The following is a 25577-nucleotide window of genomic DNA, read 5'->3' as shown; positions in this document are numbered from 1 at the left end:
GAGAGCACATCACCACACGTTCACCCTCAGCTTGGGCTAGCCACCCTCGCATCCCGAGTACCCCATTGGAGGTATCCAAATGGCATTGAAGAAGATCATGGGTATTTTTGCCTGTACCCTGATTCTGGGTTCGGCCGCCCTGGCGACTGCCGGCGTGCCCGACCTTGCTCAGTCCACGGCCGCGCGCGCCTATCTTGGCCCCGAGACCGCGGTTCTGTTCAACGCGCCCAACGGTGGTGGTTCGGCGTTCACCGAAGCGGTCATCCCTGGTGGTGCCGTGGTTGACGCGACGATCACCCTGCACCTCGTGGACGGTTCCGGGGCTGATATCCCGAACTTCCCCTTCGAGGATGCCTGGATCGAGTCCGCCGATGGCGGCATGGTTGCTTGTATCGGTGGCGCGACGGCCGACGCCAACACTGATGCCGGCGGTCTGACGCAGTGGCAGACGCCCCTGCAGGCCGGTGGTGCCAGCCAGGCTCTGACCGTGGTCTACGTCTCCGGTGCTCCGCTGACCAGCGGCGCTGGCGTGGCTGTGAGCCACAACAGCACCGACATCAACGCCGACGGCGTGGTCAACCTGACGGACGTGCCTCTCTTCGCCGGTGACTTCTACGGCGGGCTGAACCCGTTCCGTTCGGATTTCGCCTACGACGGGTTCGTGAACCTGTCGGACGTGGTGAAGCTGGCCCAGTCCCTGGGTGCTTCCTGCCCGTAAAGCGGACAACCGCTTTTGAGGTCAGTTCTCTTGATTCTTCGACTGCGGTCGAAGACGGGAAATTTCGAGACGACGCACTTTCCGGTTCGACGACTCGGACATCCCACCGGTGAAAGAGATCCCTGGTGGCCCTGCAGATGCAGGTTGTAGGGCCACAATTGACTCGCCCGCCTCAACGCGGCGAACATCAATCGATCCTGCGTCTTTTGAGGAGATTCAACATGAAGAAGTTGGTAGTTCTGCTGCTTGTCAGCCTGATGGCGACCTCGGCCTTCGCGGTCGTGGATCCCGACACCGACATGATCGGTGTGTACTTCGACCTGACCGCTGACAACAACTGCACCACGGCGTCCCCGAGCATTCCGTTCTTCGCCTACGTGACGATCACCAACCCCTCGGCTTCGGAAGTCTGGGGTCTCGAGGTTGGTTACGAGCTCGTCTCGAGCGCTGGCGTGGGCTCCATGTTCCGTCTGGCGAACACCCTGCCGGCCGGCGCGGTCGATCTGGGCACCAGCACCGACCTGTACGCGGGTGACTACGTGGTCGGCCTGGCGAACCCCCTGCCGGGTGCGCCTGCCGTCCAGTTCATCACCTGGCAGTTCCTGCTGCTGGCCCCCCAGACTGTCGAGATCTTCCTCGGCCCCTCGGTCGTGCAGTCGATCGACGATGGTCTGCCGGCCTACGAGATCGGTGGCTCCATCCGTTCGCTGGGTCTCGCTGCTGGCATGGGCAACCCCGTTGCCACCGTCAACGGCGACTGCCCGGTGGCGGTCGAGGACGCTTCCTTCGGCAGCGTGAAGAGCCTCTTCCGGTAGGGAGTCGGCACTTCGCCTGACGGCAGAAGTCGCGGCCCGGGTGGGAAACCACCCGGGCCGTTTTTTGCGTTCCGGTGCGGTCCCTTGGCGGGACCCGAACTTGACAGCGCCGAGCCGATTCCTGATCATCATGGCGGCTGGGGGCCCGGGACGAGACAGGCCGGATCGGGGGGACGGCACCAAACGCCATGCGTAAAAATGGAGTCATCCCCCAAATCTGTTCTTGTCCGTCCCGACGGTTGCCTGTATGTTACCGACGATGCGAGTTGGTGGTCCGTATTCGGGGTCACTTCGCGGCGTCGTCAACGCCATGGAACTTTGCCTGAGGGCGTTCGCCGTGACCAGCCTGCCCAGCCGGTTCACCATGGTCCCAGGGCTGAGAAATCGATTTTCCTAGAAAGGGGAAACCGGAAATGAAGAAACTGCTCTTTGCTGTCTCCGCGCTGGCCGCGCTTTCGCTGCTGGCCCCGAGCGCCGGCTTCGCTCAGACGGCCGCCAACCAGTTCGGTATCTACACGAGCCAGGACGGCGCCCCTGCCTCGGCCAATGCCACCGCGGTCGCCAACCAGCCGGTCACGGCCTACCTGGTGCTGACCAACCCGATCAACCACACCTACCGCGCCGTGTCCACCGATCCCGATTCGGAGCGCGCCGTGAACCTGGTCGACGGCTGGGAAGCCAAGGTCATCAAGCCGACCGCGCCCACGTTCTTCGCCCTGACCGAGAATCTCGGCCCCCAGGCCATCGACATCGGCACCAAGCCCGACTACGTCGTGGGCTACGCCTCGCCGCTGTCCGTCAGCGCCGCGGCCGTGACCCTGTGCACGTGGTCGTTCCTGCAGCTCGACGGCGGCACGTACGAGTTCTTCCTCGACGTGACCGACATCCCGGCGATCGTGGGCACCATGGCCTACCAGGACGGTGAGGACGCGCACCAGCCCCTGGTGTCGGCCTATCCTTCGTCCGGCAACTCGGCCAACCCCGTCTTCACGATCAACGGCGCGGCCGTGGCCGTGGAGGACGAGACCTGGGGCGGCGTGAAGGCCCTGTTCAAGTAGCAGCCTCTTCCGATCCCCGGATACTCTACAGGAAGCGGGCCCAGGGCCCGCTTCCTGTTTTTTGTGCCCCGTCGCCGGGGGGCGCCATTGACCGCAACCGCTTGTGGTTCTATACTAAAGACAGCGCCGCCGTGCGCATTCCTGCCCCTGATCGCCATTTCAGCCGAGAACCACCCAGGAGAGAGACATGGGCCGTTTCGCATGCATCGAAACCGGGCGTGAAATCGCATTGAGGGGGCTGCTGGCGGCGGCCCTGCTGACCGTGGGGGCGACGGGCGCATGGGCGGGACCATCCGATCTGCAGGTGGCGTCGAGCACGTCCGAGGCGATCCGCTTCTCCCTGGCGGGACTCGAACCCGTCTGGCGCGCGCTGGACACGTCCGGCGACGAGGAGGCCCGCTTCGCCCTCGACCTGCCGGGCTTCGTCGCGGCCGGGGCCGTGGGCGAGCCGCGGGTGCCGGGGCGCGGAGGCTGGCTCGTGGTGCCGCCGGGCACGCGTCCGGTGGCGCGGACCATCCGGGAGGACTGGACGGCGGTGGGCGACCGGCTGCTGGCGATCATGCCCACCCCGGTCATCATCGGCGAAGGGGCGGAGCAGACGGTCGGGGAGATCGTCGTCCTGCCCGGCGAAGAGATTCCCGCCGGCCTGGCCGTACCGGAAGGCGCGCGGGCCCAGCTGGACAAGCGCGGCGTCGACGTCGCGGCGCCCGGCCTCACCCTCGGCGAAATGAGCTGGTGGCGCGGCCACCGCGTGGTGCCCTACCGCCTGACGGGCGCCCGGGTCGATGCCGGCGGCCGGGTCGCCGCCGTCCTGGGCGGTGGCGAGTGGGAGGTCCGCTTCGTCGCCGACAAGGCCCTCGGTTCGGCCGACATCCCTCCCCTGCAGCAGCGACGCCGCTCGAACGAGCATGATGACCGCTTCGCGGGCACGTTCCTGAACGGCCATCTCCTGGGCCGGATCCCCACGGCCGCGAGCCACTTCCAGGTCACGCCGCCGGCGGCCCCGGAAAAGGTGGCGGCTGCGCGCGGCGCCAAGCGCGGCACGCTCCTCGGCAACGAGAGCCGCCTGGCGGTCACCAGCACGCGGCTGCACCGGGTCACCTACCAGAGCCTCGCGGCCCGCGGCCTGCTGCCCGACGTGCCCGTGCAGGAAAGCGAGATCCGCCTCTACCAGCGGCGCTATCTGGCTTCGCTGGATGACGGCCAGTCGGTGCCCTACGTCGAGATCGAGGTCCCGATCCACATGATGGGCGAGGGCGACGCATTCGACGGCGACGACCAGTTCGTCTTCTACGGCCTGCGCCTGCGCGACGACACCGGCTACGTGGCCGACCTCGGCGATGGCGTCGTGAACGTGCCCGGCTGCGGCGACAATTTCGAGCAGGACAACGAGGCCAACGTGTACTGGCTGGCGGCGAGCACGCCGGCGGCGGGAGAGCCGTGGTCGCGCATGGCGGTAACGACGCTGGCGCCGGCGGGCGGCACGCCGCGCGCGTCGTACCGGCGCACCGACCACGTGGAGGAGCAGGTCGGCTTCCGCGAGAACGTCCGCACCAACGCCACCGACCGGCTCTACTTCAACAACTACCAGGCGTCCGAGGTGACGGCCGTCATCAACCCGCTGTACCCGGCCGATCCGGTGCCGCCCCTGGCGCCCGAGCTGAAGGTGGGCATCGCGGGCTGGAACAACCTGTCGCGCAGCCTCCGCTTCGAGATGGAGCAGAACGACGTCATCGTGCACCTCGAGGACTACGCCCTGGCGACCATGAACGAGGTCGTGCGGACGTACACCCTGCCGCCCTCGGCCCTGCAGAGCGACACCGCCATCGTCCGCATGATGAAGGCCTCGGGGACAGGCTACATCTACGCCTACCTGAACTGGGTCGAGCTGTCCTACGACGCCCTCTACCGCACCCGCTTCAACCGGATCGATTTCAACGGCGGACCGGCGGGTCAGATCGCCTCGGTCGAGGTGACGGGCTTCGACACCTCCGACATCGGGCTCTACGAGATCACCGATCCGCGCCAGCCGGTCATCGTCCAGGTGCAGCCGACGAACCTGGTCGCCGACGGCAGCGGCTGGAAGCTCTCCCTGAGCATCGACCAGACCGCCGGCCAGCGGCGTTTCGCGGCGGCGGGCGACGCCACGACCGACGGCATCGGCGAGTACGTGACCTTCCTCTCGACCGTCGCATCCGATCCCGTCGACCCGACCGACACCGGCGGCACCACGCCGGATGTCCTGGTCATCACCCACGGCGATTTCCGGGCCGGCCTCGACCGTTGGATCGACCACCGTGTGGCGCGGGCCGGCGGCGACCTGGACATCCACGTGGTCGACGTGCAGGATGTCTACGACTGGTACGGCGGCGGTCTGCGCGACGACTGGGCCCTCAAGCGGATGGCCAACCACGCCATCACCGCATGGGGGACGTGGGCGCTGGTCATCGTGGGCGACGCCAACGAGAACTCCCTCGGCAAGCAGGTGCTGCCCCAGGCGCGGGCCTGGTCGCGCGACTGGGTCCCCACCCACTACCACGTGCAGCAGGCTTCGGTGTACGCGCCGGAGCTCATGGCCTCGGACAAGTGGTACACGAGCCTCGAGGTGGGAGCGAACTACCCCACCGACACCTTCCCGTACGACCTGACGGGGCCCTACGACATGATCACGGGCCGGCTGTCGTGCAACTCGCTGGCCGAGCTGAACGTGATGATCGACAAGATCATCACGGTCGAGGCCATGGACGGCAACCAGGACTGGCGGCAGCGCGCGCTCTTCATCGCCGACGACGAATGGTCGAACGGCCTCGGCATCCTGGCCCTCACCCAGCTCGAGTACAGCGCGGCCGAGACGATCTTCGCCCGCAACGAGCGCGAGATCGCCGCGGCCTGGGCCGGCATGTCGGCCGTGCCGCTCGATTCGGTCGTCATCACGCTGAAGCCCTACATGGACGCGGTGTTCCCGCCCTACACCCTGCCCGACCCGGCTCCGCGCTCCCTGACCACGGCCCGCAGCCAGTGCGCGGCCACCGCGGTCGATCCGCTGATCTCGGTGCTGAACCAGGGCGGCCTGATCGCCCACTTCCAGGGGCACGCCAATCCCTACCTGCTGGCGTCGGAGGTTTGGTTCGAGGATCGCCGCGAGACCCCGGGACGCCAGGACATCGACCGCCTCAGCAACACCAACCGGCCCTGGCTCTTCATGGGGCTCGGCTGCCACATCGCCGACTGGGCCCAGAACGCCTTCCGCACCGAAGTGGCCGCCAACGAGCCCAGCCTGGCCGAGAAGATGCTGCTGCGCTCGGGGCGGGGGGCCAGCGCGGCGTACGCCAGTTCGGGTTTCGAGTTCATCACCGCCAACTCGGTCATCAGCACCTACATCTTCGACCGGTTCGTGGCGAACCCGCCCGTGCCGGGCGACGTGGGCGGCGGCAGCGCCATCGCCAATCCGCGCAACCGGTGGCTCACGGGCGAAGTCTTCTGGGCCGCCGAGGCCGACCTCAAGGCCCAGTACCCCAACTCCTACCCGTACCGCGAGGCCATCACCCAGTACGTGCTGCTGGGCGACCCCCTGATGACCCTCGACGCCGGCGCGCCCCGGGTCACGGCGACCCTGCTCGGCGAGGGCGACCAGGAGATCTCGGGCGAGGTCGACCTCGTGGCCCTGGACGCCACGAACCTGCGCCAGGTCACGGTCGAAGCCCGGGACGAGGCGGGCATCGACCGCCTGGAGGTCATCGATTCGACGGGCGCCGACCTCACTTCGCAGGTCGCCGTCGAATCGCGGCCGGTGGGCGCGACCACGTGGGGTGTGGTGAACTACGACCTCTCGCTGCCCGTGCGGCCCTTCGACCACAGCCTGACGGTGCGGGTGTACGACACCGCCGGGCATCTCGCCGGCGACCGCCACTACGAACTGGTGCTGAACGTGGCCCAGACCGCGGCCTTCCTGGTGGAGGGCGAGGCCGTCGATCCGGACACCTGGGTCTTCCAGGCCGGCGAGCCCGTGGCGATGGTGGCCGAGATCACCAGCGCCGCCCAGCTCGACGGGGCCATGGTCGCGACCCTCACCAGCGAGACGCTGGTGCTGTCGGACATCAGTTTCGACTTCGCCGCCAAGGGGCGCGAGCTCGACGTGTCGTTCACGGCCGTGGCCAACACGACCGACCCGGACCAGCGCCACGCGGTGGTGCTCACCCTCGACGGCTACCCGACCGAGTTCACGGTGCAGACCGGCGCCAAGGCCGGCGCCATCGACGGCATCAGCCAGGTCTACAACTTCCCCAACCCCATGCACGGCGAGACGCGCTTCGTGTTCGACAGCGACGCGCCGGCGGGGTCGGGCATGATCCGGATCTTCTCGGTGGCGGGGCGGACCGTGGCCCGCCTGCCCTTCTCCCACGGCGGCAGCCGCAGCGTCGTGCCCTGGGACGGCCGCGACGGCGAGGGCGACGAGTTGGGCAACGGCACGTACCTGTACCGCGTCGAGCTCGATGCTCCCGGGGGCAGGATCGTCAGCGACATCCAGCGCCTGGTCGTCATGCGCTGATCCGACCCGGGAATCCGCGGCCCGTGCGGCGGGCCCGACTTGACGGGATCCGGGCTGCCTGATAAAGCTGGGGTCCCGTCTTTTTCATCCTGAGGAGAGCCAGGAGAAGTGCCATGAGAAGGATCTCGGCATGGCCGCGCCGCGGACTGGCGCCCGTGCTCGTCGCGTGCGGCCTGCTCGGCGCGCTGTCCGGCTGCGCCGGCCCCAAACGCGTGCCGCCCGTCGCCACCGGCCCCCGCATCCCGCCGGAGACCCGCCCCGAGCCGGGCGTCCCGGCCCTGCTGGGGGTGGGCCTGGTCGAGAACGCCGACGAACTCGTGGTCTCCGGCCTGGGGCCGGCGCGGCTGCTCGACGCCGCCGACGGCCGTCTGCTGGCCGATCTGGGTGGCGGCGAGAAGGTCACCCTCGGCCGCGACGGTGCCGTGGTCCGCTGGCGCACGCCGTCCGGATCGGGTCGGGCGGAGAACATCGTGCTCCGGCCGAACGACGTGTCGACCCGGGTCCACCATGGCGAGCACGAGTACCGGGGCGAGCTGCAGGTTTTCGGGTCGCCGCGGGGCGGCGGCCTCACGCTGGTCAACGCGGTCGATCTGGAGTCGTACCTGAAGGGGGTCGTGCCCTGGGAGATCGGGCGCCACGGACCCGAGAAGATGGCGGCCCTCCAGGCCCAGGCCATCGCGGCCCGGACCTACACCGTCTCCCACCTGGGCGCCCGGCGCGAGCGCGGCTTCGATCTCTTCGCCAGCGTCATGGACCAGGTCTACAAGGGTGCCGACGGCGAGGACCCGCGCTGCAACGAGGCGGTCGACTCCACGGCCGGCCTGGTTCTCCGGCACGCAGACGAGGAGATCGAGGCCTACTACTCGGCATGCTGCGGGGGTGTCTCGAGCGCGATCGAGGAGGTGTGGGCCCGCGGGGGACGGCCCTACCTCGCCGTGGCCAACGATGTGCCCGACGACGGGAGCGCCGCCTACTGCGCCGAGTCCGCGCACTTCCACTGGCGCGAGACCTGGACCATCGGCCAGCTCGAGGACATCGTCGCCGAGACCCTGCCCGAGTACCTGGACTGGCTCGCGGAGAGCCCCCAGCGGCAGGCGTGGGCCGGTCCGGTCTTCACGCCGCGCAGCGGCGCGAGCAACGCCCGCCGTCCCGGCCGCGTCTGGAATCTGGAGATCACCGACCGCACCACGAGCGGGCGCGTGGCCGCCCTGGAGATCAGCACCGACGCGGGCGTGTACACGGTGCGCGGCGACCGGACGCGCTGGGTGCTGCGCCCGGTGAGCGGGCACCCGTTCATCATGCGGAGCGCGCTGTTCGACCTGGAGCTGGAGCGCGACGGCACGCGCCTGACGCGCGTCGCCACCCGCGGTCGCGGGTACGGCCACGGCATCGGCTTGTGCCAGACCGGAGCCCTCGCGCGCGCCGCCCGGGGCCAGACATTCGCCGAGATCCTCGCCCACTACTATCCGGGAGCCCGTCTCATGGCGGCCGGTGCGGGGGGCGCGCCGTGAGCGCGGCCGATCTCGCACGGCGCCTCGTCGTGGGTCTCGGCGGGCCGGTGCCGAGCGCGGAGGAGCGCGCCTGGCTGGCCTTGCACAGGCCGGCTGGGGTGATCCTGTTCTCCCGTAATTGTATTGAATATAGTCAGTTGTCGAAATTGTGTCAGGATCTGCATGAGCTCTGTCCCGGGCTGGAGATCATGGCGGACCACGAAGGGGGACCGGTGTCGCAGTTGGCCGCGGCGGTGGGGCGGCCGCCTGCGGCCTGGACCCTGGGTGTCCTCGACGACGCCGCCCTGACGGCCGACGTGCACGCCGAAACCGCCCGTCGCCTGGCGGCGGTGGGCGTCGACCGCGTGCTCGCGCCCGTGGCCGACGTCCTGGTCGCGCCCCGGAATCCGGTCATCGGCAGCCGCGCCTTCGGCGACGATCCCGGCCGGGTGGCGCGGCAGGTGGTCGCGGCCGTGACCGGCCTCGTGGACGGCGGGGTCCGGGTCTGCCTCAAGCACTGGCCCGGCCACGGGGGCAGCGAAGCAGACACCCACGAAACGACGGCGGCGGCGGGGGCGGGCGCTCTCGCCGCACCGTTCGAAGCCGGCCTGAACGCCGGGGCCGACGCGGTGATGGTGGGTCACGTGGGCGTGGGCGAGACCGGCCTGCCGGCGACCCTCGACGGGGGGCATCTCGCCGAGGCCCGGGCGCGGCTCGGCGCCGGCGGCGCCCGGCCGCTGCTGTTCGCCGACGACGTGACCATGGGGGCTTTGCGTCCGGCGCTGGCCGCGCAGGGCGTCGTGGTCCCGGGCGCGCCCCGCGGCCTGCTGGAACCGACCGTGCTGCCCCTGACCTGGTTCGAAGCCCTGGCGGATGCCGGATGCGACCGGTTCCTGGTCCGGGGTCTGCCCCTCGCCGCCTGGCCCGTGGCCGGGGAAACGGCACCGCCCGCGACGCGGCGAGTGGCGCCGTCCGGCCGCTCGGCAGCACTGCCGGAAGCTCCTGCCTGGGCCCGGGTCCGCGAGCGGGCCTGGCGGACATCGGGCGCCGGGTTCGGAGATCGGGGTGCCGACCTGCTGTGGTGGGACGCCACGGTCGGCGACCGCTGGCAGGTGGCCGGGGGTGATCGCGGCACGACGCGGGAACTCCTGGGCGACCTGCTGACCGCCCGGTTCCGCAGGGTCCGGATGTGGGGGGACGCGACCGCGCCCGCCGGCGCCGCGACCCGTCTGCTGGTGTGCTCGCACCGGCCCCTCGACCCGTCCGGAAGGCCGGATCCGGGACTCGCCAGGGAAGGCGTGGCGCTGGCTCTCGGACACCCGTCCCTGCCGGCCTCGCTGCGGTCGTATCTGCCTGCGGGATGGCGGGTTGGACACCTCGCGGACATCGCTCCCGAGGACCTGTTCCGGGACCCCTGACGGACGCCACCGGCCCGGAAAACAAAATTTGACAGCGCCACGGGGTGTCGCTATATTGCGGCTTCGCTAAAGTCCCGGCGGGGGCGTAGTTCAGTTTGGTTAGAACGCCGGCCTGTCAAGCCGGAGGTCGCGAGTTCGAGTCTCGTCGCTCCCGCCACGCACTTCATGCCGACTCTGCGCGCCGCCGCCGTGACCCCCGGGTCGCGGTTTTTTTTCGTTCCCGACTCTGCTAGAGTGGCGCCCGGAACCCCGCCCCCCTCCAGCCCAAGGAGCCCCAGATGTCCCGCATCGCCTGGTCCCTGCTGCTCGTCGCCGCGCTCGCGGCGGGCTGCGGCTCGCAAGAAGGAGCCCGGATGAGTGAGAACACCCCCGCCGAGGATTGCGCCTGGGTCGCCGAGGGCGATCTGGCGATCAGTCCGGAGTTGTCGACGCGCCTCGCGGGCTACGTGCCCACCGAACTCTCGCCGGACATCTCGCACCTCTCGGCTGTCGACGTGCAGGTGCTCGACAAGCTCGTCGCCGCCAGCCGCATCATGAACGACATCTTCGCCCGCCAGGCGACACCCTGCCGCGCGGAGATCGCCGCGCGCATCGCGACGTTGCCCGCGGCCGAGCGGGCCGAGGTCGAGCGCTACTTCCGCATCAACGTCGGACCCTGGGATCGCCGCTTCCACTCCGAGCCGTTCGTCGGGAGTTGGACCCATCCGGAAGGCGCCAACTTCTACCCGCGCGACCTGACCGCAGCGGAGAAGGACGCGATCGGCGCCGGCGGGAACGGGCTGGACGATCTGTTCACCATGGTCCGGCGGGTCGACGGCCGTTTGCAGGCGATTCCCTACTCGGAATTCTTCGCCAGCGAGCTGGCCGCCGCGGCCGATCTGTTGCGCGAAGCGGCCGACCTGACGGACAACGCGAGCCTGCAGGCGTTCCTCCGCAGCCGGGCCGACGCCTTCCTCAGCGACGACTACTATGCGTCGGACATGCTCTGGATGGATCTCGACAGCGCCGTCGAGATCACGATCGGCCCCTACGAGACCTACGAGGACGGCCTCTTCGGCTACAAGGCGTCCTTCGAGTCGTTCGTCACCGTGACCGATCCGGTCGAGAGCGAACGCCTGGCCGCGTTCAAGGACGAGCTGCCGTGGCTCGAGCGCCAGTTGCCGATCCCCGACGAGCACAAGAACCTCGACCGGGGCAGCGACTCGCCGATCCGGGTCGTCGACGAGGTCTACTCCGGCGGCGACACGCGCGCCGGCATCCAGACCATCGCCTTCAACCTGCCCAACGACGAGCGCGTCCGCGAGGCCAAGGGCAGCAAGAAGGTGCTGCTGCGCAACGTCATGAAGGCCAAGTTCGACCAGATCCTGGTGCCCATCGCCGAGAAGCTCGTGGCGGCCGACCAGGTCGGCAACCTCACCGCGGAGTCGTTCTTCCTGCACACGCTGTGGCACGAGATGAGCCACGGCCTCGGCCCCGGCAAGATCACCGTCGGCGGCCGCGAGACCGAGGTTCGCCTCGAACTGAAGGACACCTACTCGACCATGGAGGAGGCCAAGGCCGACGCCATGGGCGAGTGGGACATCTTCGTGCTCACCCGCGCCGGCCGGGGCTACTTCTCCGGGAACATCCTGGCCGAGCAGGCGGCCACCTACCTGGCCGGGCTGTTCCGCTCGGTGCGCTTCGGCATCGCCGAGGCCCACGGCCAGGCCAACGCCATCCAGTTCAACTACCTCGTGGAGAAGAAGGCCATCGGGCACGACGCGGCCACCGGCACCTTCCGCATCGACGTGCCGGTCTTCGAACGCGCGATCGCCGATCTGGTGCGGGACATCTGCATCATCCAGGCGGAAGGCGACTACGCGGCGTCCCAGGCCTTCATCGCACGCTACGGGGGCATGGCGCCGGTCCTGGCCCAGGCCCTGGAGAAGCTCGAGGGGATCCCGGTCGACATCGAGCCGGTCTTCACCCGCTACGAATAGCGGTATGCCGGCTGTCGGATATGGCTGAGGCGGGCCCCCGGTGGGGCCCGCCTCCCTTCGTCACGGGCGGTTCCGGCGCGGTCAGGGCGCCGGGAATTTCTCGGCCAGCAGGGCCTGGAGGGGCTCGTAGATCTCCGGCGCCAGCGGCGGCACCGTCTCGACGAGGTCGACGCCCGGTGCGCCGGCCGTCGGCGGCGGGACGGGATTGCGGGACGCCGCGGCCTGGAACGCCGCCAGGAATGCGGCCGGCGAACGGTGCACCCGGCGGAGTTCGTCCTCGCCGGCATGGTGGCTGATCACCGCGGCCATGGCGAGCCCGGTGCCGGTGAAGGCGTTGCCGCCGGCCAGGCGGCGGGCGAAACTCTCGCCCCGCGCGACCATCTGGGTCCGGTCGCCGAGCAGGGGCCCGAGGGCCGTCGGGAACGACTCGATGGTGTCGCGGGCCTTCACGAAGAAGTCCTCGGGAATGATGCGCACCGAACCGAGCGTCGGATGGTCGGGTGAGAAGTGGATGCCTTCGGTCTGTTCGATGTGGCTGGCGACGCCTTCGTTCATGATGATCCGGAAGCTCTCGGCAACGGCATCGGCGCCGGACATCTGGAGCGGATTCTCTCCGGGCAGGGCCTCGCGGTTGCGGTAGAGCAGGGCGGCCACATGCCGCACCGTCTGGTCGATGCCGCTGGCCGCGAGCAGACCCGTGTCCACGAAGATCTCGGATTCCTCGACGCGGACCTCCGGCCGATTCGGCAGGAAGACGAGGCGCCAGCCGGCAGGCATCCGTTCGGGTGCCACCCACGAGGCGGCGAGGTCATGGATGCGGCAGGCGGCATCGCCGGCGGTGAATTCGGCGAGCAGGCCGTCGATACGCTGCCGCTGCTCCTGGCTGTAGCGATAGGTCCGGCGGAACTCGGACCGGTTGGCGTTGGCCTTGTGCGCGTCGGTGCGGCCGAGTTCGTCCCACCACGCCGCTTCGAGCCAGTTCGCCACGTTCCCCGCGGTGGGGGAGTTGGGGGTCTGCACGCGGCGCCAGGCGGCCACCGCGGGAAGGGCGGCCCAGGTTTCGAGCTCGGCCCGCGGCACGCCGTGTCCGGCGGCCATGCTGTCGGCGAGGGGCACGAAGCCGGTCCAGGCGCTCCCGTCGACGGTGACGCCGCAGGCGGCGGGACCGGCGCCGGACGCCCCGGCACGACCACCGGCGGCCTCGTCGCGGCCGCCCTGATCGCAGCCGGCGAGAATGAGCGGGATCGCGACCGCGGCCGCGAGAACCGTGGAGCGCCCTCGGGCGGGCCTGTTGTGCCGCCCCGAACGATGGATTATCTTACGCAACTCGTCACTCCAGTCTGTGGCGCCCCACGAGGCGCGACCACCGATGATCGGCAGGCCATGCTCCTGATCAATGAAATATATCCGGCCATCTGCGGCGAGTCACGCTTCAGTGGCCGCCCCTGCACGCTGGTGCGCCTGACGGGCTGCCACGTGCGCTGCGCCTGGTGCGACTCGGCCCACAGCTTCAGCGGCGGGGAGTCGCTCACCGTGGGCGACGTCGCGGCGGCGGTCCGCGACCACGGCTTTCGCACCGTGCTGGTGACCGGCGGCGAGCCCCTCCTGCAGCGCGATCTCGTGCCGCTCTGCGAGGTCCTGCTCGACGACGGCCGCACCGTGCTGCTCGAGACCAGCGGCACCCTGGGCCCGCCCAACATGCTCGCCCTCGCCGAAGTTCCCGCCGGCGTGCACCGCATCGTCGACCTCAAGGCGCCGGCCAGCGCGATCCCGGCCGATCGCATCGACTGGGACGGGCTCAAGGGCCTCGGCGCGGCCGACGACGTGAAGATCGTCTGCGCCGACCGCGCCGACTACGAGTGGGGGCGCGACATCGTCCGGGCCGGCGAACGCATCCCGCCGGCAGCCCGCGTCTGCTTCTCGCCGGCCCACGGTGCCCTGGCGGCGCGCGAACTGGCGGGCTGGATCCTGGCCGACGGCCTCGACGCCGACTTCCAGATCCAGCTCCACAAGGCCGTCTGGCCCGACGTCGCGAGGGGCGTGTGATGGCGGCCGCGCGTCCCCTGGTGATCGCCCTGGTCAGCGGCGGCCTCGACTCGGCCGTCTGCCTCGCCGAGGCCGTGCGCGACCACGAAGTCGCCGCGCTGCACATCAACTACGGCCAGCGCACCGAGGCGCGCGAGTTGCAGGCGTTCCATGCCCTGGCCGACCACTACGGCCTCGCGCGGCGGCTCGTGGCCGACATCTCCTACCTGCGCGAGATCGGCGGCTCGTCCCTGGTCGACGCGGCGCTTCCCGTGGAGACCGGACTGCCCGACGGCAGCGGGGGCATCCCCTCGACCTACGTGCCCTTCCGCAACGCGCACATCCTGTGCGTCGGCGCGAGTTGGGCCGAGGTCATCGGTGCCGGGGCGCTCTACATCGGGGCGGTGGAAGAGGACAGCAGCGGCTACCCGGACTGCCGACGGGAATTCTACGACGCCTTCACCGCCGCCATCGACGCGGGCACGAAGCCCGCCACCCGCATCGCCATCCGCACCCCGCTGATCGCCCTGGACAAGGGGGCCATCGTCAGGCGGGGCCTCGAACTCGGGGCCCCGCTGCACCTGACGTGGTCGTGTTACACGGAGTCCGACCGCGCGTGCGGTGCGTGCGAGAGCTGTCGCCTGCGCTTGCGCGGGTTCGCCGCGGCCGGCGTCGCCGACCCGATTCCCTACCGCTGAGCGCCGCCGTCGACCTCGAACCGCGAGAAGTCGTAGCCTTCGTAGGCGTTGCAGCGACTGCAGAGATGGATCAGGTCGCGCCGCCCGTCGTCCAGGATGCCCCGCAGGCACTGGGCCGCATAGCCCTCCCAGATCTCCGTCACCGAGGATTCGTTCACGTTGCCGATGACGGCCTTCTCGTGCACGTCCCAGCAGCAGATGGTCGCGTTGCCGTCGGTGTAGAAGAACATCTCGTCCAGCACCTTCAGGCAGGGCTTGAGCACCACGTCCTCGGGCTTCTGCCCGGTCCAGGGCCACTGGTACATCTGGGTGACGAGCACCTCGGTGCACTTCGGCCCCCAGAAGTCGCGGTAGGCCGCAATCTCGTGGCGGTTCTCCGGCACCTCGATCATGCGCAGTTCCGTGAAGACCTTGTCCCGGTAGCCGCCCTCGTCCCACAGTTCGAGGAAGCGCACCGTGCGCTCGAGCACCGTCCCGTACCTGATCCCCACCCGTGAGGGCTCGTAGGTCTCGGGGCTGAAGCCGTCGATGCTGAAGCGCATGATGTCCACGCCGGCCTCGAGCAGTTCGATCGCCAGCTTCTCGGTCATCAGTTCGCCGTTGGTGTTGAACTCGACCCGGGCCGTGGGGTCGTTCTCCTTGATGTAGCGCACGATCTCGGGCTGCCGCTTGTCGACGAAGGGCTCGTTGGTCAGGAAGGGCCGGTAGGTGATGCCCCAGCCCCGCGTGTCGTCGACGATCTTCTTCCAGGTCGCCTCGGGCATGCGGGCCGGATCACGCACGATCTCGTTCTGGGGGCAGAACGGGCACTTGGCATTGCACTTGGTGACCGTCTCCATCTGGATGTAGCGCGGCCGCTCGAGGTAGGGCATGCGCCAGCGCGCGCCCTCGCGGGCCAGGGGCAGCGACGAGTCGAGGGTGGTGGCGTTGGCCTGGTCGGGTCTCAAGGCGGTCCTCCTGGGGACGGGTTCACGCGGGCGCGCCGAGGTAGGGGGCGATGGCCGCGAGGCTGCGGGCCGTGGCGCCGCGCTGGTCGAGCACGACCCGACGGGCCAGTTCGCCGCGGCGTTCCAGTTCCCCGGCCGTGCCGAGCAGTTCCCGGGCCCGGGCGTCGGCCGCCGCGGGCGTCTCGAGCACGAAGCCGGCGCCGCGCCGGACGAGTTCGCCCGCCTCCTCGGCATTGCCGATGCGCGGGCCGAAGAGCACGGGCATGCGGGCCACCGCCGGTTCCATGGTGTTGTGGACCCCGGTCGTGAAGCTGCCGCCCACGTAGGCAAGATGGCCCGCCCGGTAGATTTCCGCCAGCACCCCGATCGAATCGACGAGCGCGACCCGCGTGGGGTCGGCGGGCGAAACGTCGCCACCCTCCATGAGGGCCGAAAGGCGCACGTGGGGGATCGCGGCCCCGTCGAGGGCGGTCGCCAGGGCCTGCAGGCGCTCGGGCAGGGGTTCGTGGGGAGTGAGCACCACGCGCAGGTCCGGAAAATCGGCGAGCAGTCGGCCGAGCCCGGGCAGCCAGAGGTTCTCGTCCGGCGGCCAGGTGCTGCCCAGGACGAGCAGACGTCCGCCCCACTGCCGCAGGCGCGCGCAGGTGGCGCCATCCTCGCTCGCTTCGTAGCGCAGGATCACCTGCTCGACCCGCGTGTCGCCGGTCACCGTGACGGGCGCGCCGGTGCCGAGATCGGCGACGAAACGGCGGCGGTCCTCCTCGGTGCACACCCCGATGTGGGCGAAACGGTCGAACATGTCGCGGAAGAGGGGGCGGGCCGCAGGCCGCAGGCGGGCGCTGCCGGGCTGCAGGCTGCCCGCGAGCAGCACCACCGGCACCCCGGCGGCATCCGCGGCGAGCACCTGGTTCGGCCAGCAGTCGAACTTCACGAAGACGAGGAGCCGGGGCCGCCACGCGGCGACCAGCCGCTTCATGTCGCCGGCGTCGTCGAACGGCAGGTAGTCGTGCAGGTCGGCGCACGGGCGCCGTCGGGCGAACTCGTAGCCCGACGGCGAGAAGTGGGTCACCGCGACGGGCAGTGCGGGGTGCCGCGCCCGGATGGCCGCGATCACCGGTCGCGCCTGCTCGTACTCCCCGACCGAGGTCACGTGGAACCAGACGCCGCCACGCACCGCCGGGGCCGCCGCCAGCAGACGCTCCATGAGGCCCCGGCGTCCGGCCACTCCGGCGGCCAGCTTGGGCATCCAGGGCGCCGCGAGTTCGGCCGCGCGGATCAGCGCCGGGCTCAGCGACCGGTACAGGCGCAGGGGGAATCCCGGTGCTCGGTTCATGCCGGCACCTCCCCCCGCAGCACCGCCGCCGCCGCCGCGGACACGGCCCCGGGCGCGATGCCGACCAGGCAGGCCAGATCGCCCCGGTGGCAGGCCCGTTTGCCGTTGCGGGAACAGGGGCGGCACGCCAGGTCGCTCTGCAGGACCCGGCTCGTCGGCAGCAGCGGGAAGTAGCCGAACTCCCTGACCGTGGGGCCGAACAACGCCACGACCGGGGTGCCCACCGCCTCGGCGACGTGCAGCAGGCCGCTGTCGTTGGTCACCAGGGCGCCCACGCCGGCGAGACCCGCCGCGACGCCGGGCAGGTCGGCGTCGCGCACGATTTCCACGCCGGTGTCGCCGCCGGCGGCCCGGGCCAGCGTGCTGCCCTCGTACCAGGTCTCCTCGCGCGGGCCGAGGAATATGCGCACGCGGCCGCCCTCTCGACGGTGGGCCGCCAGGACCTCGGCAAAGCCGGCCTCGGGCCAGCGCTTGGTGTCCCAGCGAGCGCCCGGGGCAAGCCCCAGCAGCCCGGCATCCCGCGGGGTGGGGGTGTCCGGCTCGCACGGCGGCCGGGTCGGGTCGCCGACCGTCCCGACCGGCACCACCGCATCCAGGGCCTCATCGAAGCGGTCGAGCATGCGCAGGTCGAGGCGGGGCGAGGGCCGGCCGAAGGTCATGAAGGCCAGGCGGGCTGCGGTGTCCTTCGCCAGGCGCGCGTCGGGCCGTCGGCCCAGCAGGCCGAGCAGCAGGTGCGACCGCAGGATGTTGTGGGCGTCGATCACGAGATCCCAGCGGCGGGACCCGATCCGGTCGGCGAGTTCGCGCAGTCCGCCGGATTCGTCTTCCGGCAGGACCAGCACCTCGTCCACGCCCCGCATGCGCGCCATGAGCGGCGCGAAGCCGGCCTTCGTCACGAGCGTGACGCGGTCGCGGCCGGGGCCCGAGCGGTCGGCCAGGCGGGCCAGGGCCCAGCCGAGCACGCACAGGTCGCCCAGGGCGCCGAAGCGAATGACGAGGATCTCGCGCATGGGACCTTTCCTCGGGCGCCGCAGGGCGCGGGGATCGGGCGGAGGCCGGAGGGGCATCATACCCACAAAGCCGATGGGGGAAAATGGTTTTCCGGCCCGGCGGGGGCAAGTCCGGCGGGGCCGGTCCGGCGGCGCCGGATTCGCGAGGCGCTCCTTGCCGCCGGGCCGGACAGACGTTACGATCCCGCCGCGCCGCGGGATCGGTCCCGCGGGCATGGGGCGCCGCCGCGCCCGCGGAGGGCCCCGGCCATGGAACTCGTCCTGCTGATCATCCTGCTCGCCCTCTCGGCCGCCTTCTCAGGCACCGAGACGGCGTTCTTTTCCCTCGGGCCGGCCGATCTGGCCCGCCTCGGGCGGCAGGGAGGCGGCGCCGGCCGCAAGGTGGCCGAGCTGCTCCGCCGGTCCCACGATCTGCTTTCGGCCCTGCTGATCGGCAACCTGCTGGTGAACATCGCCTCGAGCGTCGTGGCGACGAGCCTGGCCCTGGCGTGGTTCGGCGCCAACGGAGTCGTCATCGCGGTGCCCGTCGTCACGGTGGCCCTGCTCCTCTTCGGCGAGATCACCCCGAAGATGCTGGCCCTGCGCTTCCGTGAACGCGCCGCCGTGCTCGGGCAGCCGCCGCTGACGATCTGGCTCCTGGTCACCGGCCCCCTGGTGCGCGTCATCGGCGCCTTGACCTCGGGCCTCGTCCGCGCCCTGCCCCTGGACCAGACCGGGTCGGTGCCCCTGTCCATGGCCGAGCTGCAGACGGCCTGCGACATGGCCGTCGCCGAAGGCACCCTGACCGAGACCGAGGGCCGCAGTCTCGCGCGCCTGCTGCTGCTCGAGGACCTCGAGGTGGCGGCGATCATGACGCCCCGCACGCAGGTGGTCGTCCTGCGGCAGGACATGTCCCTGCGCCAGATCCTGGCCACCGCCCGGCGCGCCGGCTTCAACCGCTACCTGGTCACGGGCCCGGACGACGACCGCCCGCGCGGTCTGTTCCACCTCAAGGACCTGCTGGCCCATGACCCGGTGCCGGAGCAGCCGCTGCTCGGGCCCCTGCGCGAGCCGCTGTACGTGCCGGAGAGCAAGGACGTCGCCGCGCTCCTGGACGAGATGCGCGCGGGGGGCACCCACCTGGCCGCCGTCGTCGATGAGCACGGCGACTACACGGGCATCGTGACCATGGCCGACTGCCTGCAGGCGCTGCTCGGTCCGGTGGCCGACACCGCCGGCCGCGGCGAGGAGGTCGTGCCCCTCGGAGGCGGGCGCTGGGTCATCGGCGGCCGCACCGATCTGCGCGAACTCGAGGAGGCCTGCGACCTGCGCCTGCCCCCGAGCCGCGATTACGTCACGGTGGCCGGCTACATGATGACGACCCTCGGGCGGGTGCTCGCGCCGGGCGACCGGGTCACGCTCCCGGAGGCGCGCCTGACGGTGCTCGAGATGACCGGGCACCGGGTCGACCGCGTGAAAGTTACGCTGCTCGCCGCCGAGCGGGCCGGCGAAGGGGGCGGCGAGTCGTGAGCACGCTCCAGCTGATCCTCGTCCTGGGCGTGAGCCTCGCGGCGACGGCGTTCTTTTCCGGCGCCGAAACCGGCTACATGAGCGTCAGCCGCATCCGGCTGCGTCGCGCGCCCGATCCGGACGGCCGCTCCATCGCGCGCCTCCTGTCCCAGCTCCGCAACATCGAGGACCCGATCCTCACCTGCCTGATCGGCACGAACCTCTTCAACGTCCTCTTCACCGCGGTCGTCACCGCGGCCCTCACCGCGCGCTTCGGCGAGCATGGGGAGTGGCTCAGTCTCATCGTCAGTTCGGTGGTGATCATCCTGCTGGGCGAGATCGTGCCCAAGGTCCTCTACCGCGAATTCCCCGAACGCCTGGCCGTCCGCTCGGCCGGCATCGTCGCCGTGGCCATGGTTCTGCTGACGCCGGTGCGGTGGCTGCTGCGCGGCTACACCGCCCTGTGGCGGCGCATCCTGCCCGAGGACGACGCCCGCATCCAGGGCATGGACCGCCGCGATCTGGCCGCGCTCCTGCTCGCCAACCCGACGCCGGGCACCGATGACCGCCGGTTCGCCGAGACCCTCGACCGCTTCCTCGAACTGGCCGGCCATCCCCTCACCGGCATCCTGCGCCCCCTGGACGCGGTGGTCCACGTGGGGCCCGACGCGACGGTGGCCGAGTGCCTCCGTGTCGCGGCACGCTCGGGCTTCAGCCGGCTGCCCATCTCGCGCGAGGACGGCCGCGACCTGCAGGCCTACGTCCTGGTCCGCGACCTGATCTTCCTGTCCCGGGACGAGCACGAGCGGCCGGTGCCGCGGAAGCTGTGGCGCACGTTTTTGCTGGTGGACGAACGCATGTCGCCGTACGAACTTTTCGAGGACATGCGCGCCCGCGGCCGCCAGGTGGCCGTGGTGGTCGACGCCGCCGGGAACCCGCGGGGCCTCGTCACCCTTGAAGACCTGATCGAGCGGGTCATGGGCTCGATCCGCGACGAATTCGACCATGGGCTGGGTGCCCTCACCCGGCCCGTTCCAGCCGAGGAGGCATCATGAGCCAAGGCGAACTGAGCAGGCACGACCACGTGCTGGCCGGCCTGGTTTTCAGCCTGCAGGCGGCCGCCATGCAGCAACTGGGGAAGATCCAGAATCCCGCGACCGGCGAGACCGCCGTCGACCTCGACCAGGCGCGTGCGACGATCGACGTCCTGGAGATGCTCAAGGCCAAGTGCCGCACCGACACGCCCGAGGCCCTGCTGCGCACCCTCGACGGGGCGGTCATGGACATCCAGCTCAACTACATGGACGAGTTGAAGAAGAGCCGGCGCGGGCAGGCCGCGGACGACGCCGCGGATCCGGCGGCGGCCGCTCCCGCCGACGGGCCGGACGCGCCTCCCGTGGACGGCGCCGGATCTTGAGGAACGCGCGTCGGCAGTCCGGATGCCTCGCGGCCCTGGCCGTGACCCTCCTGCTGGGCGGGATCGGGCCGGCGGCCGCCCAGGACGACGTGGTCCCGCCGCCGCCCATCGCGGGCCCGGCCGGTCGCGACCCGTCGCCGCATCAGGATTCGGTCCGGCTGACGCGGGCCACGTCGGCCAAGCTGCCGCCCGACGGGCTGTTCACCTTCGGCCTGCAGTTCCACAACGGCAGCACGGTCTACATCCTCGACGATTTCCTCTACCGCATCTCGCAGCGCGACGTGACGGCCAGCCTCGAGGCGGGGCTGCTGCCCTGGCTCCACGTCTGGGGCGAGGTGCCGTACCGGACCTGGTCCGGCGGCCGCGAGTGGATCCCGGAGTCGGGTTCGGGGCTGGCCGACGGCCGCTTCGAGGTCGTGGCCGGCAGGGGGCTGGTGGGCGAATCGGTCCACGCGGCCCTCATCGGCGGCGGCAACCTCCCGGTGGGCGATGCCGGCGCCGGATTGTCCGAGGGCGTCTTCTCGCCGCGGGTGGCCGCCGCGCTGACCTTCAGCTTCTGGACCCACGCCACCCTGCCCGAAATGCGCCTGCACCTGAACTACGGGCGCACCTGGAACCGGGCCGAGGAGGCCGGCTTCGGCTGGGGCGAGGACACGTTCCAGCCCTGGCCGCCCCGCTACCAGCCGGCGGCCGTGGCCGGAGGCGAGGGCGCCAACGACACCGACGACCTGGCTCTCGCCCTCGAGTTCCGCGCCGGCACGACCAGCCTCTGGGTCGAGTACACCCGCTCGCGCTTCCGCGGCAACGACACGGTCGGGGACTCCGAACAGCTGAGCCTCCTGGGTGCGGGGCTCCGCTGGGGCGTGGTGGAGGGGTGGGCCGTGCAGGGGGACTATCTGGTCAGCCTCGCGGACGACGACGAAGGGACGTCGTGGTGGCCCGCCTTCCCGGACCACGTGATGAGTGTCGGCTTCTCCCGTCAGTGGGGCTTCGGCGGGGCCGATCGCGATGGCGACGGGGTCCGCGACCGGGACGACCGCTGCCCGGACGAAGCCGAGGACATCGACGGCTTCCAGGATGCCGACGGCTGCCCCGATCCGGACAACGACATGGACGGCGTGCCCGACGTTGTCGACGAGGCGCCGAACGATCCCGAGGACTACGACGGCTTCGAGGACGAGGACGGGGTGCCCGACCGCGACAACGACCGCGACGGCATTCCCGACCGCGACGATCTCTGTCCCGACGAACCCGAGGACGTGGATGGCCGCGCCGACGACGACGGCTGCCCGGACGACTTCGCCGACCGGGACGGCGACGGGATCGAGGACCAGGACGACGCCTGTCCCGACGAGGCCGAGGACGTGGACGGATTCGAGGACGACGACGGCTGCCCCGAGGACGACAACGACCTCGACGGCATCCCCGATGCGGACGACGCCTGTCCGGACGAGGCCGAGGACTACGACGGGCAGGCCGACGACGACGGCTGTCCCGACCTGCCCCCGGCCGCCGAGGATGGCGCCGCGGGTTGACCCGGGGCGGCCCTGCGGCCTATCTTCCTCGCTCGACGCCGCCGCACACCCGCGGCGGTCGCCCGGCCGGCGACCCCGGTCCGCACCCCGCGGAGGCCCCATGTTCGACCGCCAACAGGATCTCAAGACGATCCGCCGCTGCAAGCGGGGCGAAGAGGACGCGTTCGCCGAGATCCTCGGGCGCTACCGGGGGCCCATCTACAACCTCTGCTACCGGATGACCCGCAACGCCGAGGATGCCCGCGACCTGGGGCAGGAGGTCTTCATCAAGGTCTTCTCCCTCCTGGACCGCTTCGACGAGAACTACGCCTTCAGCAGCTGGCTCTTCCGCATCGCCACCAACCACTGCATCGATCACCTGCGGCGCAACCGCCTGCGCTTCATGTCGCTCGATGCCGGCGTGGGCCAGGACGGCGAGGAATTCGAGTTCCAGCTGCCGTCGCCGGGGCCGGAGCCGGATACCGTGATCCAGCGCAAGGAAGCCCTCGAGCGCCTCGAGGAGGTCATCGACGCGCTGCCGCCGCACTACAAGGCCATCACCCTGCTGCGCCACGACCAGCAGATGAGCTACGAGGAGATCGCCGAGACCCTGTCGCTGCCCCTGGGCACGGTCAAGGCGCGGATCCACCGGGCCCGGCAGCAGATCCAGCAGCTGCTGGCCGTGCGCTCCTACGACATCTGAGGAGGCCGGTTTTTTTTCGGATTTTCGGAGAACCGGTGCAACAAAGCCCCGGAGTGGGCGTAGACGGGGATCAGACAGGTGATCATGTCATTGTCGGGGGATACGACACCTGTCCCATAAGGGGGTGAAGCGGAGTGGAAGTTCCGCCTCGCTTCCCCCCTCAAACGATTTCCGGAACCGCCGTCACATCCCATGGCCCCCCGACGGGCCGGACGGTGGGGAAGAAGGAGCCGAGATGAACGGCAAGGAACTGGACACCGGTCGCGACGACGCCCCCTGCGGGTGCGACGATTGCCGGACCGGCCTTCAGGAATACCTGGACGGCACCCTCGAGAAGAAGGCGTCGCTCCGGATCTTTCTGCACCTGAGGGACTGTCCGGGCTGCGCAGACGAGCACGCGGCCATGCAGGGCCTGTTCCACATGCTGGACAGCCTGCCGGCGCGCGAGGTGCCCGCCGATTTTGATGATGCAATCCTCGCTTCCGTCCCTTACGCTGCCTACCGCGCCATGGAACCGCTCCGTCGCGAGCGGGTCCCGGTCTATCTGGAGGAGCACTTCCTCCCGGCCGTGGTGCGTTCGCCGGCGACCCGCCTCGTGGGCGTCGCCGCTTCGTTGCTCGCGGTCGTTGCGGCCGCGGCGTTCGAGGTCCCTGCCTGGTGGCCCGTCGTGGTCGCCGCGGGCCTGGTGCCGGAACTGCTGGTCCGGGCCCAGGGGTTGGGGCGCAGAGTGGTCGCGTTGCGAAGGGCGGAAGGCTGACAGCGATGTCGCAGGATTGCGGGGCAGGCGCCGGACCGGTCGGCGGTTCCAGCGGGAACCGCATTTCCCTGATCCCGCGTCGCCGTGACCTGATCTTCCTGCTGGCCCTGGGCCTGTCGGTCCAGGGCCTCGTGCTGTCGGCAAGGGCCGGGACGGTGGCCGAAGTTTCCCGCACCGAGGACGTTCCCCGGGCACCCGCAGCGCCTCCGGCGGAAGTCCGCCTCGCCGAGCGGGATTCCCTCCTCTCCGAGATCCGGATCTATTCCGAGATGATCAGTGCGCTGAAGGACTCCCTGACCGGTCAGGGTGGCGTCCTGGCGATCACACCGGCCCGGCGCGAGATGATCGAACAGAGCGTCGACGACCTGACGGGAGCCATCGACCGCGTCGCCAAGCAGTTGGCCCGCATGGAACTGCAGATCAAGGACAACCGCATCTCCTTCCTCAACGAGGAGGGCGAGGGCATCGTCTTCAACGTGCCCGAAGATCTGGACGACCAGGTCAGCCAGGGCCTCAAGGCCTTCACCCAGGTCATCCTGAACGACCTGCCCGATTCCACGGGCTTCGACCACGCCAAGCGGTGGGACTGGAAGGGCTTCCGGCCCGAACCGCCCCCGCCGGCGCGCCGCATCATCAACGGCAACATCGTCAAGGTGTGGCAGGACGTGCAGATCTCCGCCAAGGAGGACGTCCGGGGCAACGTGGTGGTCATCTTCGGCAATGCGCAGGTGGCCGGCCGGGTCGATGGCGCGGTGGTCACCGTGTTCGGCAACCTGCTGCTCGATGACGGGGCCGAAGTCACGGGCTCGGTGGTGACGGCCGGGGGCTACCTGGACCAGGATCCCGGGGCCACCGTCGACGACGTGGTCGCCATCGACCCCCTGAATCGCGGACGCGGCGAAGGGTGGCAGGGGCTCTTCCGCCACGATGGCCTGACCTTCCTCATCAGCCAGGGCCTCTTCCTGCTGACGCTGCTGCTGGCGGTCGTAGCCGTCGTGGCGACACCGCGGCGCCGCTTCGAGGTCGTTGTCGGAGCCCTCACCGGGGCGCCGTCCGCGAGCTTCGGCCTGGGTGTCCTGGTGGCGCTCGGGGGCCACGTGGTCGTGGCCGTCCTGATGGCGGTCCTGATCATCACGGTCATCGGGTTGCCGCTCGCCCTGCTCGTCGCGGTGGTCCTGGCCATCGCGGCCGTCCTGGCCGTGGCCGTGGTGGGCGCCGTGCTCGGCGACCTCATCTGCCGCCGGCTCGGCGGGCGCTGCCACGCTCCCTGGCTGGTGGTGGTGGTCGGCATGACCGCCCTGCACGTCGTGAGCTTCGTGGGTTCGCTGCTGGGCCTGATCGGCAGTCCCGAGACCCTGGCCTCCCTGGTGGTCGTCCTGGGCATGACCATCAAGATCGCCGCCTATGTGTTCGGGCTGGGAGCGCTGGTGCACAGCCGCTTCGGGCTGCGCCCGACCGGGGCCTGATCCCCCTCGCCTCCGTTGCCACGTCGGAGTCCCGCACTGGACAACTTCCGTCCATTTCCCTATCTTGATAGGTGAGGAAAAATTCCCGCAAAACGGGGAAATATCCACACATTGGCCCGGTGCGAGCGCGTGTTTGCCCAACAACGCGGCGACCGGTGCGGGTCCAGGTGCCGTGTCCGGGCGGTGTCCAAC

General features: G+C 70.4%; 20 protein-coding genes and 1 tRNA gene. 17 read left to right on the top strand and 4 right to left on the bottom strand.

Annotated features, from left to right (window positions below; all coding sequences use genetic code 11):
- The first annotated feature begins 79 nt into the window (after positions 1 to 79).
- The 8 genes from KDM41_00190 (at position 80) to KDM41_00155 (ending at position 12027) form a co-directional block, all read left to right on the top strand.
- A complete protein-coding gene (locus KDM41_00190; protein ID MCB1181830.1) occupies positions 80 to 718 on the top strand; it encodes a hypothetical protein in 639 nt (212 codons plus the stop codon).
- 221 nt (positions 719 to 939) lie between these two features.
- Positions 940 to 1533, top strand: a complete 594-nt coding sequence (locus KDM41_00185) for a hypothetical protein (protein MCB1181829.1) — start codon at positions 940 to 942, stop codon at positions 1531 to 1533.
- Between the two features lie 413 nt (positions 1534 to 1946).
- The gene (locus tag KDM41_00180; protein MCB1181828.1) at positions 1947 to 2591 is read left to right on the top strand and encodes a hypothetical protein; all 645 of its coding nucleotides are present in this window, start codon (positions 1947 to 1949) and stop codon (positions 2589 to 2591) included.
- 187 nt (positions 2592 to 2778) lie between these two features.
- On the top strand, positions 2779 to 7140 hold the full coding sequence (locus tag KDM41_00175) for a hypothetical protein (GenBank protein ID MCB1181827.1): 4362 nt from the start codon (positions 2779 to 2781) through the stop codon (positions 7138 to 7140).
- A gap of 113 nt (positions 7141 to 7253) precedes the next feature.
- The gene (locus KDM41_00170) at positions 7254 to 8651 is read left to right on the top strand and encodes a SpoIID/LytB domain-containing protein (protein ID MCB1181826.1); all 1398 of its coding nucleotides are present in this window, start codon (positions 7254 to 7256) and stop codon (positions 8649 to 8651) included.
- The gene (locus KDM41_00165) at positions 8648 to 10048 is read left to right on the top strand and encodes a glycoside hydrolase family 3 protein (protein MCB1181825.1); all 1401 of its coding nucleotides are present in this window, start codon (positions 8648 to 8650) and stop codon (positions 10046 to 10048) included. Before KDM41_00170 ends, KDM41_00165 begins: the two co-directional genes overlap by 4 nt.
- A gap of 79 nt (positions 10049 to 10127) precedes the next feature.
- A tRNA-Asp gene (locus KDM41_00160) sits at positions 10128 to 10205 on the top strand.
- A gap of 196 nt (positions 10206 to 10401) precedes the next feature.
- On the top strand, positions 10402 to 12027 hold the full coding sequence (locus KDM41_00155) for a hypothetical protein (protein MCB1181824.1): 1626 nt from the start codon (positions 10402 to 10404) through the stop codon (positions 12025 to 12027).
- An 81-nt stretch (positions 12028 to 12108) separates the two neighbouring features.
- On the opposite strand, the gene KDM41_00150 is transcribed toward KDM41_00155, so the two are convergent.
- A complete protein-coding gene (locus tag KDM41_00150; GenBank protein ID MCB1181823.1) occupies positions 12109 to 13353 on the bottom strand; it encodes a hypothetical protein in 1245 nt (414 codons plus the stop codon).
- Between the two features lie 57 nt (positions 13354 to 13410).
- Here KDM41_00150 and KDM41_00145 point away from each other — a divergent pair, with 57 nt between their 5' ends.
- Positions 13411 to 14073, top strand: coding sequence for a radical SAM protein (locus KDM41_00145; protein MCB1181822.1), 663 nt, complete (start codon positions 13411 to 13413; stop codon positions 14071 to 14073).
- Complete coding sequence (gene queC, locus KDM41_00140) at positions 14073 to 14750, top strand: 7-cyano-7-deazaguanine synthase QueC (GenBank protein ID MCB1181821.1); 678 nt, start codon at positions 14073 to 14075, stop codon at positions 14748 to 14750. Before KDM41_00145 ends, queC begins: the two co-directional genes overlap by 1 nt.
- On the opposite strand, the gene KDM41_00135 is transcribed toward queC, so the two are convergent.
- Genes KDM41_00135 through KDM41_00125 form a run of 3 tightly spaced genes read right to left on the bottom strand, consistent with a single transcriptional unit; the run spans position 14741 to position 18040 of the window.
- Positions 14741 to 15697 (bottom strand): radical SAM protein, encoded by a 957-nt coding sequence (locus KDM41_00135; GenBank protein ID MCB1181820.1) that lies wholly within the window; start codon positions 15695 to 15697, stop codon positions 14741 to 14743. The genes queC and KDM41_00135 overlap by 10 nt on opposite strands.
- A gap of 22 nt (positions 15698 to 15719) precedes the next feature.
- Positions 15720 to 17030 (bottom strand): hypothetical protein, encoded by a 1311-nt coding sequence (locus tag KDM41_00130; protein ID MCB1181819.1) that lies wholly within the window; start codon positions 17028 to 17030, stop codon positions 15720 to 15722.
- Complete coding sequence (locus KDM41_00125) at positions 17027 to 18040, bottom strand: glycosyltransferase family 9 protein (GenBank protein ID MCB1181818.1); 1014 nt, start codon at positions 18038 to 18040, stop codon at positions 17027 to 17029. The genes KDM41_00130 and KDM41_00125 overlap by 4 nt, the downstream gene beginning before the upstream one ends.
- Positions 18041 to 18289: 249 nt before the next feature.
- Between KDM41_00125 and KDM41_00120 the strand changes: the two genes are divergently transcribed.
- The 7 genes from KDM41_00120 (at position 18290) to KDM41_00090 (ending at position 25385) form a co-directional block, all read left to right on the top strand.
- Positions 18290 to 19549, top strand: a complete 1260-nt coding sequence (locus KDM41_00120) for an HlyC/CorC family transporter (GenBank protein ID MCB1181817.1) — start codon at positions 18290 to 18292, stop codon at positions 19547 to 19549.
- Positions 19546 to 20583 (top strand): DUF21 domain-containing protein, encoded by a 1038-nt coding sequence (locus KDM41_00115; GenBank protein MCB1181816.1) that lies wholly within the window; start codon positions 19546 to 19548, stop codon positions 20581 to 20583. The genes KDM41_00120 and KDM41_00115 overlap by 4 nt, the downstream gene beginning before the upstream one ends.
- Entirely contained in the window at positions 20580 to 20945 is a 366-nt protein-coding gene (locus KDM41_00110) for a DUF1844 domain-containing protein (GenBank protein MCB1181815.1), read from the top strand. Before KDM41_00115 ends, KDM41_00110 begins: the two co-directional genes overlap by 4 nt.
- Positions 20942 to 22480 carry a hypothetical protein gene (locus tag KDM41_00105; protein ID MCB1181814.1) on the top strand — a complete coding sequence of 513 codons (1539 nt, stop codon included), beginning with the start codon at positions 20942 to 20944 and terminating at the stop codon, positions 22478 to 22480. The genes KDM41_00110 and KDM41_00105 overlap by 4 nt, the downstream gene beginning before the upstream one ends.
- Before the next feature lie 100 nt (positions 22481 to 22580).
- Complete coding sequence (locus KDM41_00100) at positions 22581 to 23162, top strand: sigma-70 family RNA polymerase sigma factor (GenBank protein ID MCB1181813.1); 582 nt, start codon at positions 22581 to 22583, stop codon at positions 23160 to 23162.
- Between the two features lie 235 nt (positions 23163 to 23397).
- Positions 23398 to 23919, top strand: a complete 522-nt coding sequence (locus tag KDM41_00095; protein ID MCB1181812.1) for a hypothetical protein — start codon at positions 23398 to 23400, stop codon at positions 23917 to 23919.
- A 5-nt stretch (positions 23920 to 23924) separates the two neighbouring features.
- Positions 23925 to 25385, top strand: a complete 1461-nt coding sequence (locus KDM41_00090; GenBank protein ID MCB1181811.1) for a hypothetical protein — start codon at positions 23925 to 23927, stop codon at positions 25383 to 25385.
- Positions 25386 to 25577: the final 192 nt, after the last annotated feature.

This window comes from bacterium, from assembly GCA_020440705.1.
Lineage (GTDB): Bacteria > Krumholzibacteriota > Krumholzibacteriia > LZORAL124-64-63 > LZORAL124-64-63 > JAGRNP01.
This window is presented reverse-complemented; position numbering and strand designations above follow the sequence as displayed.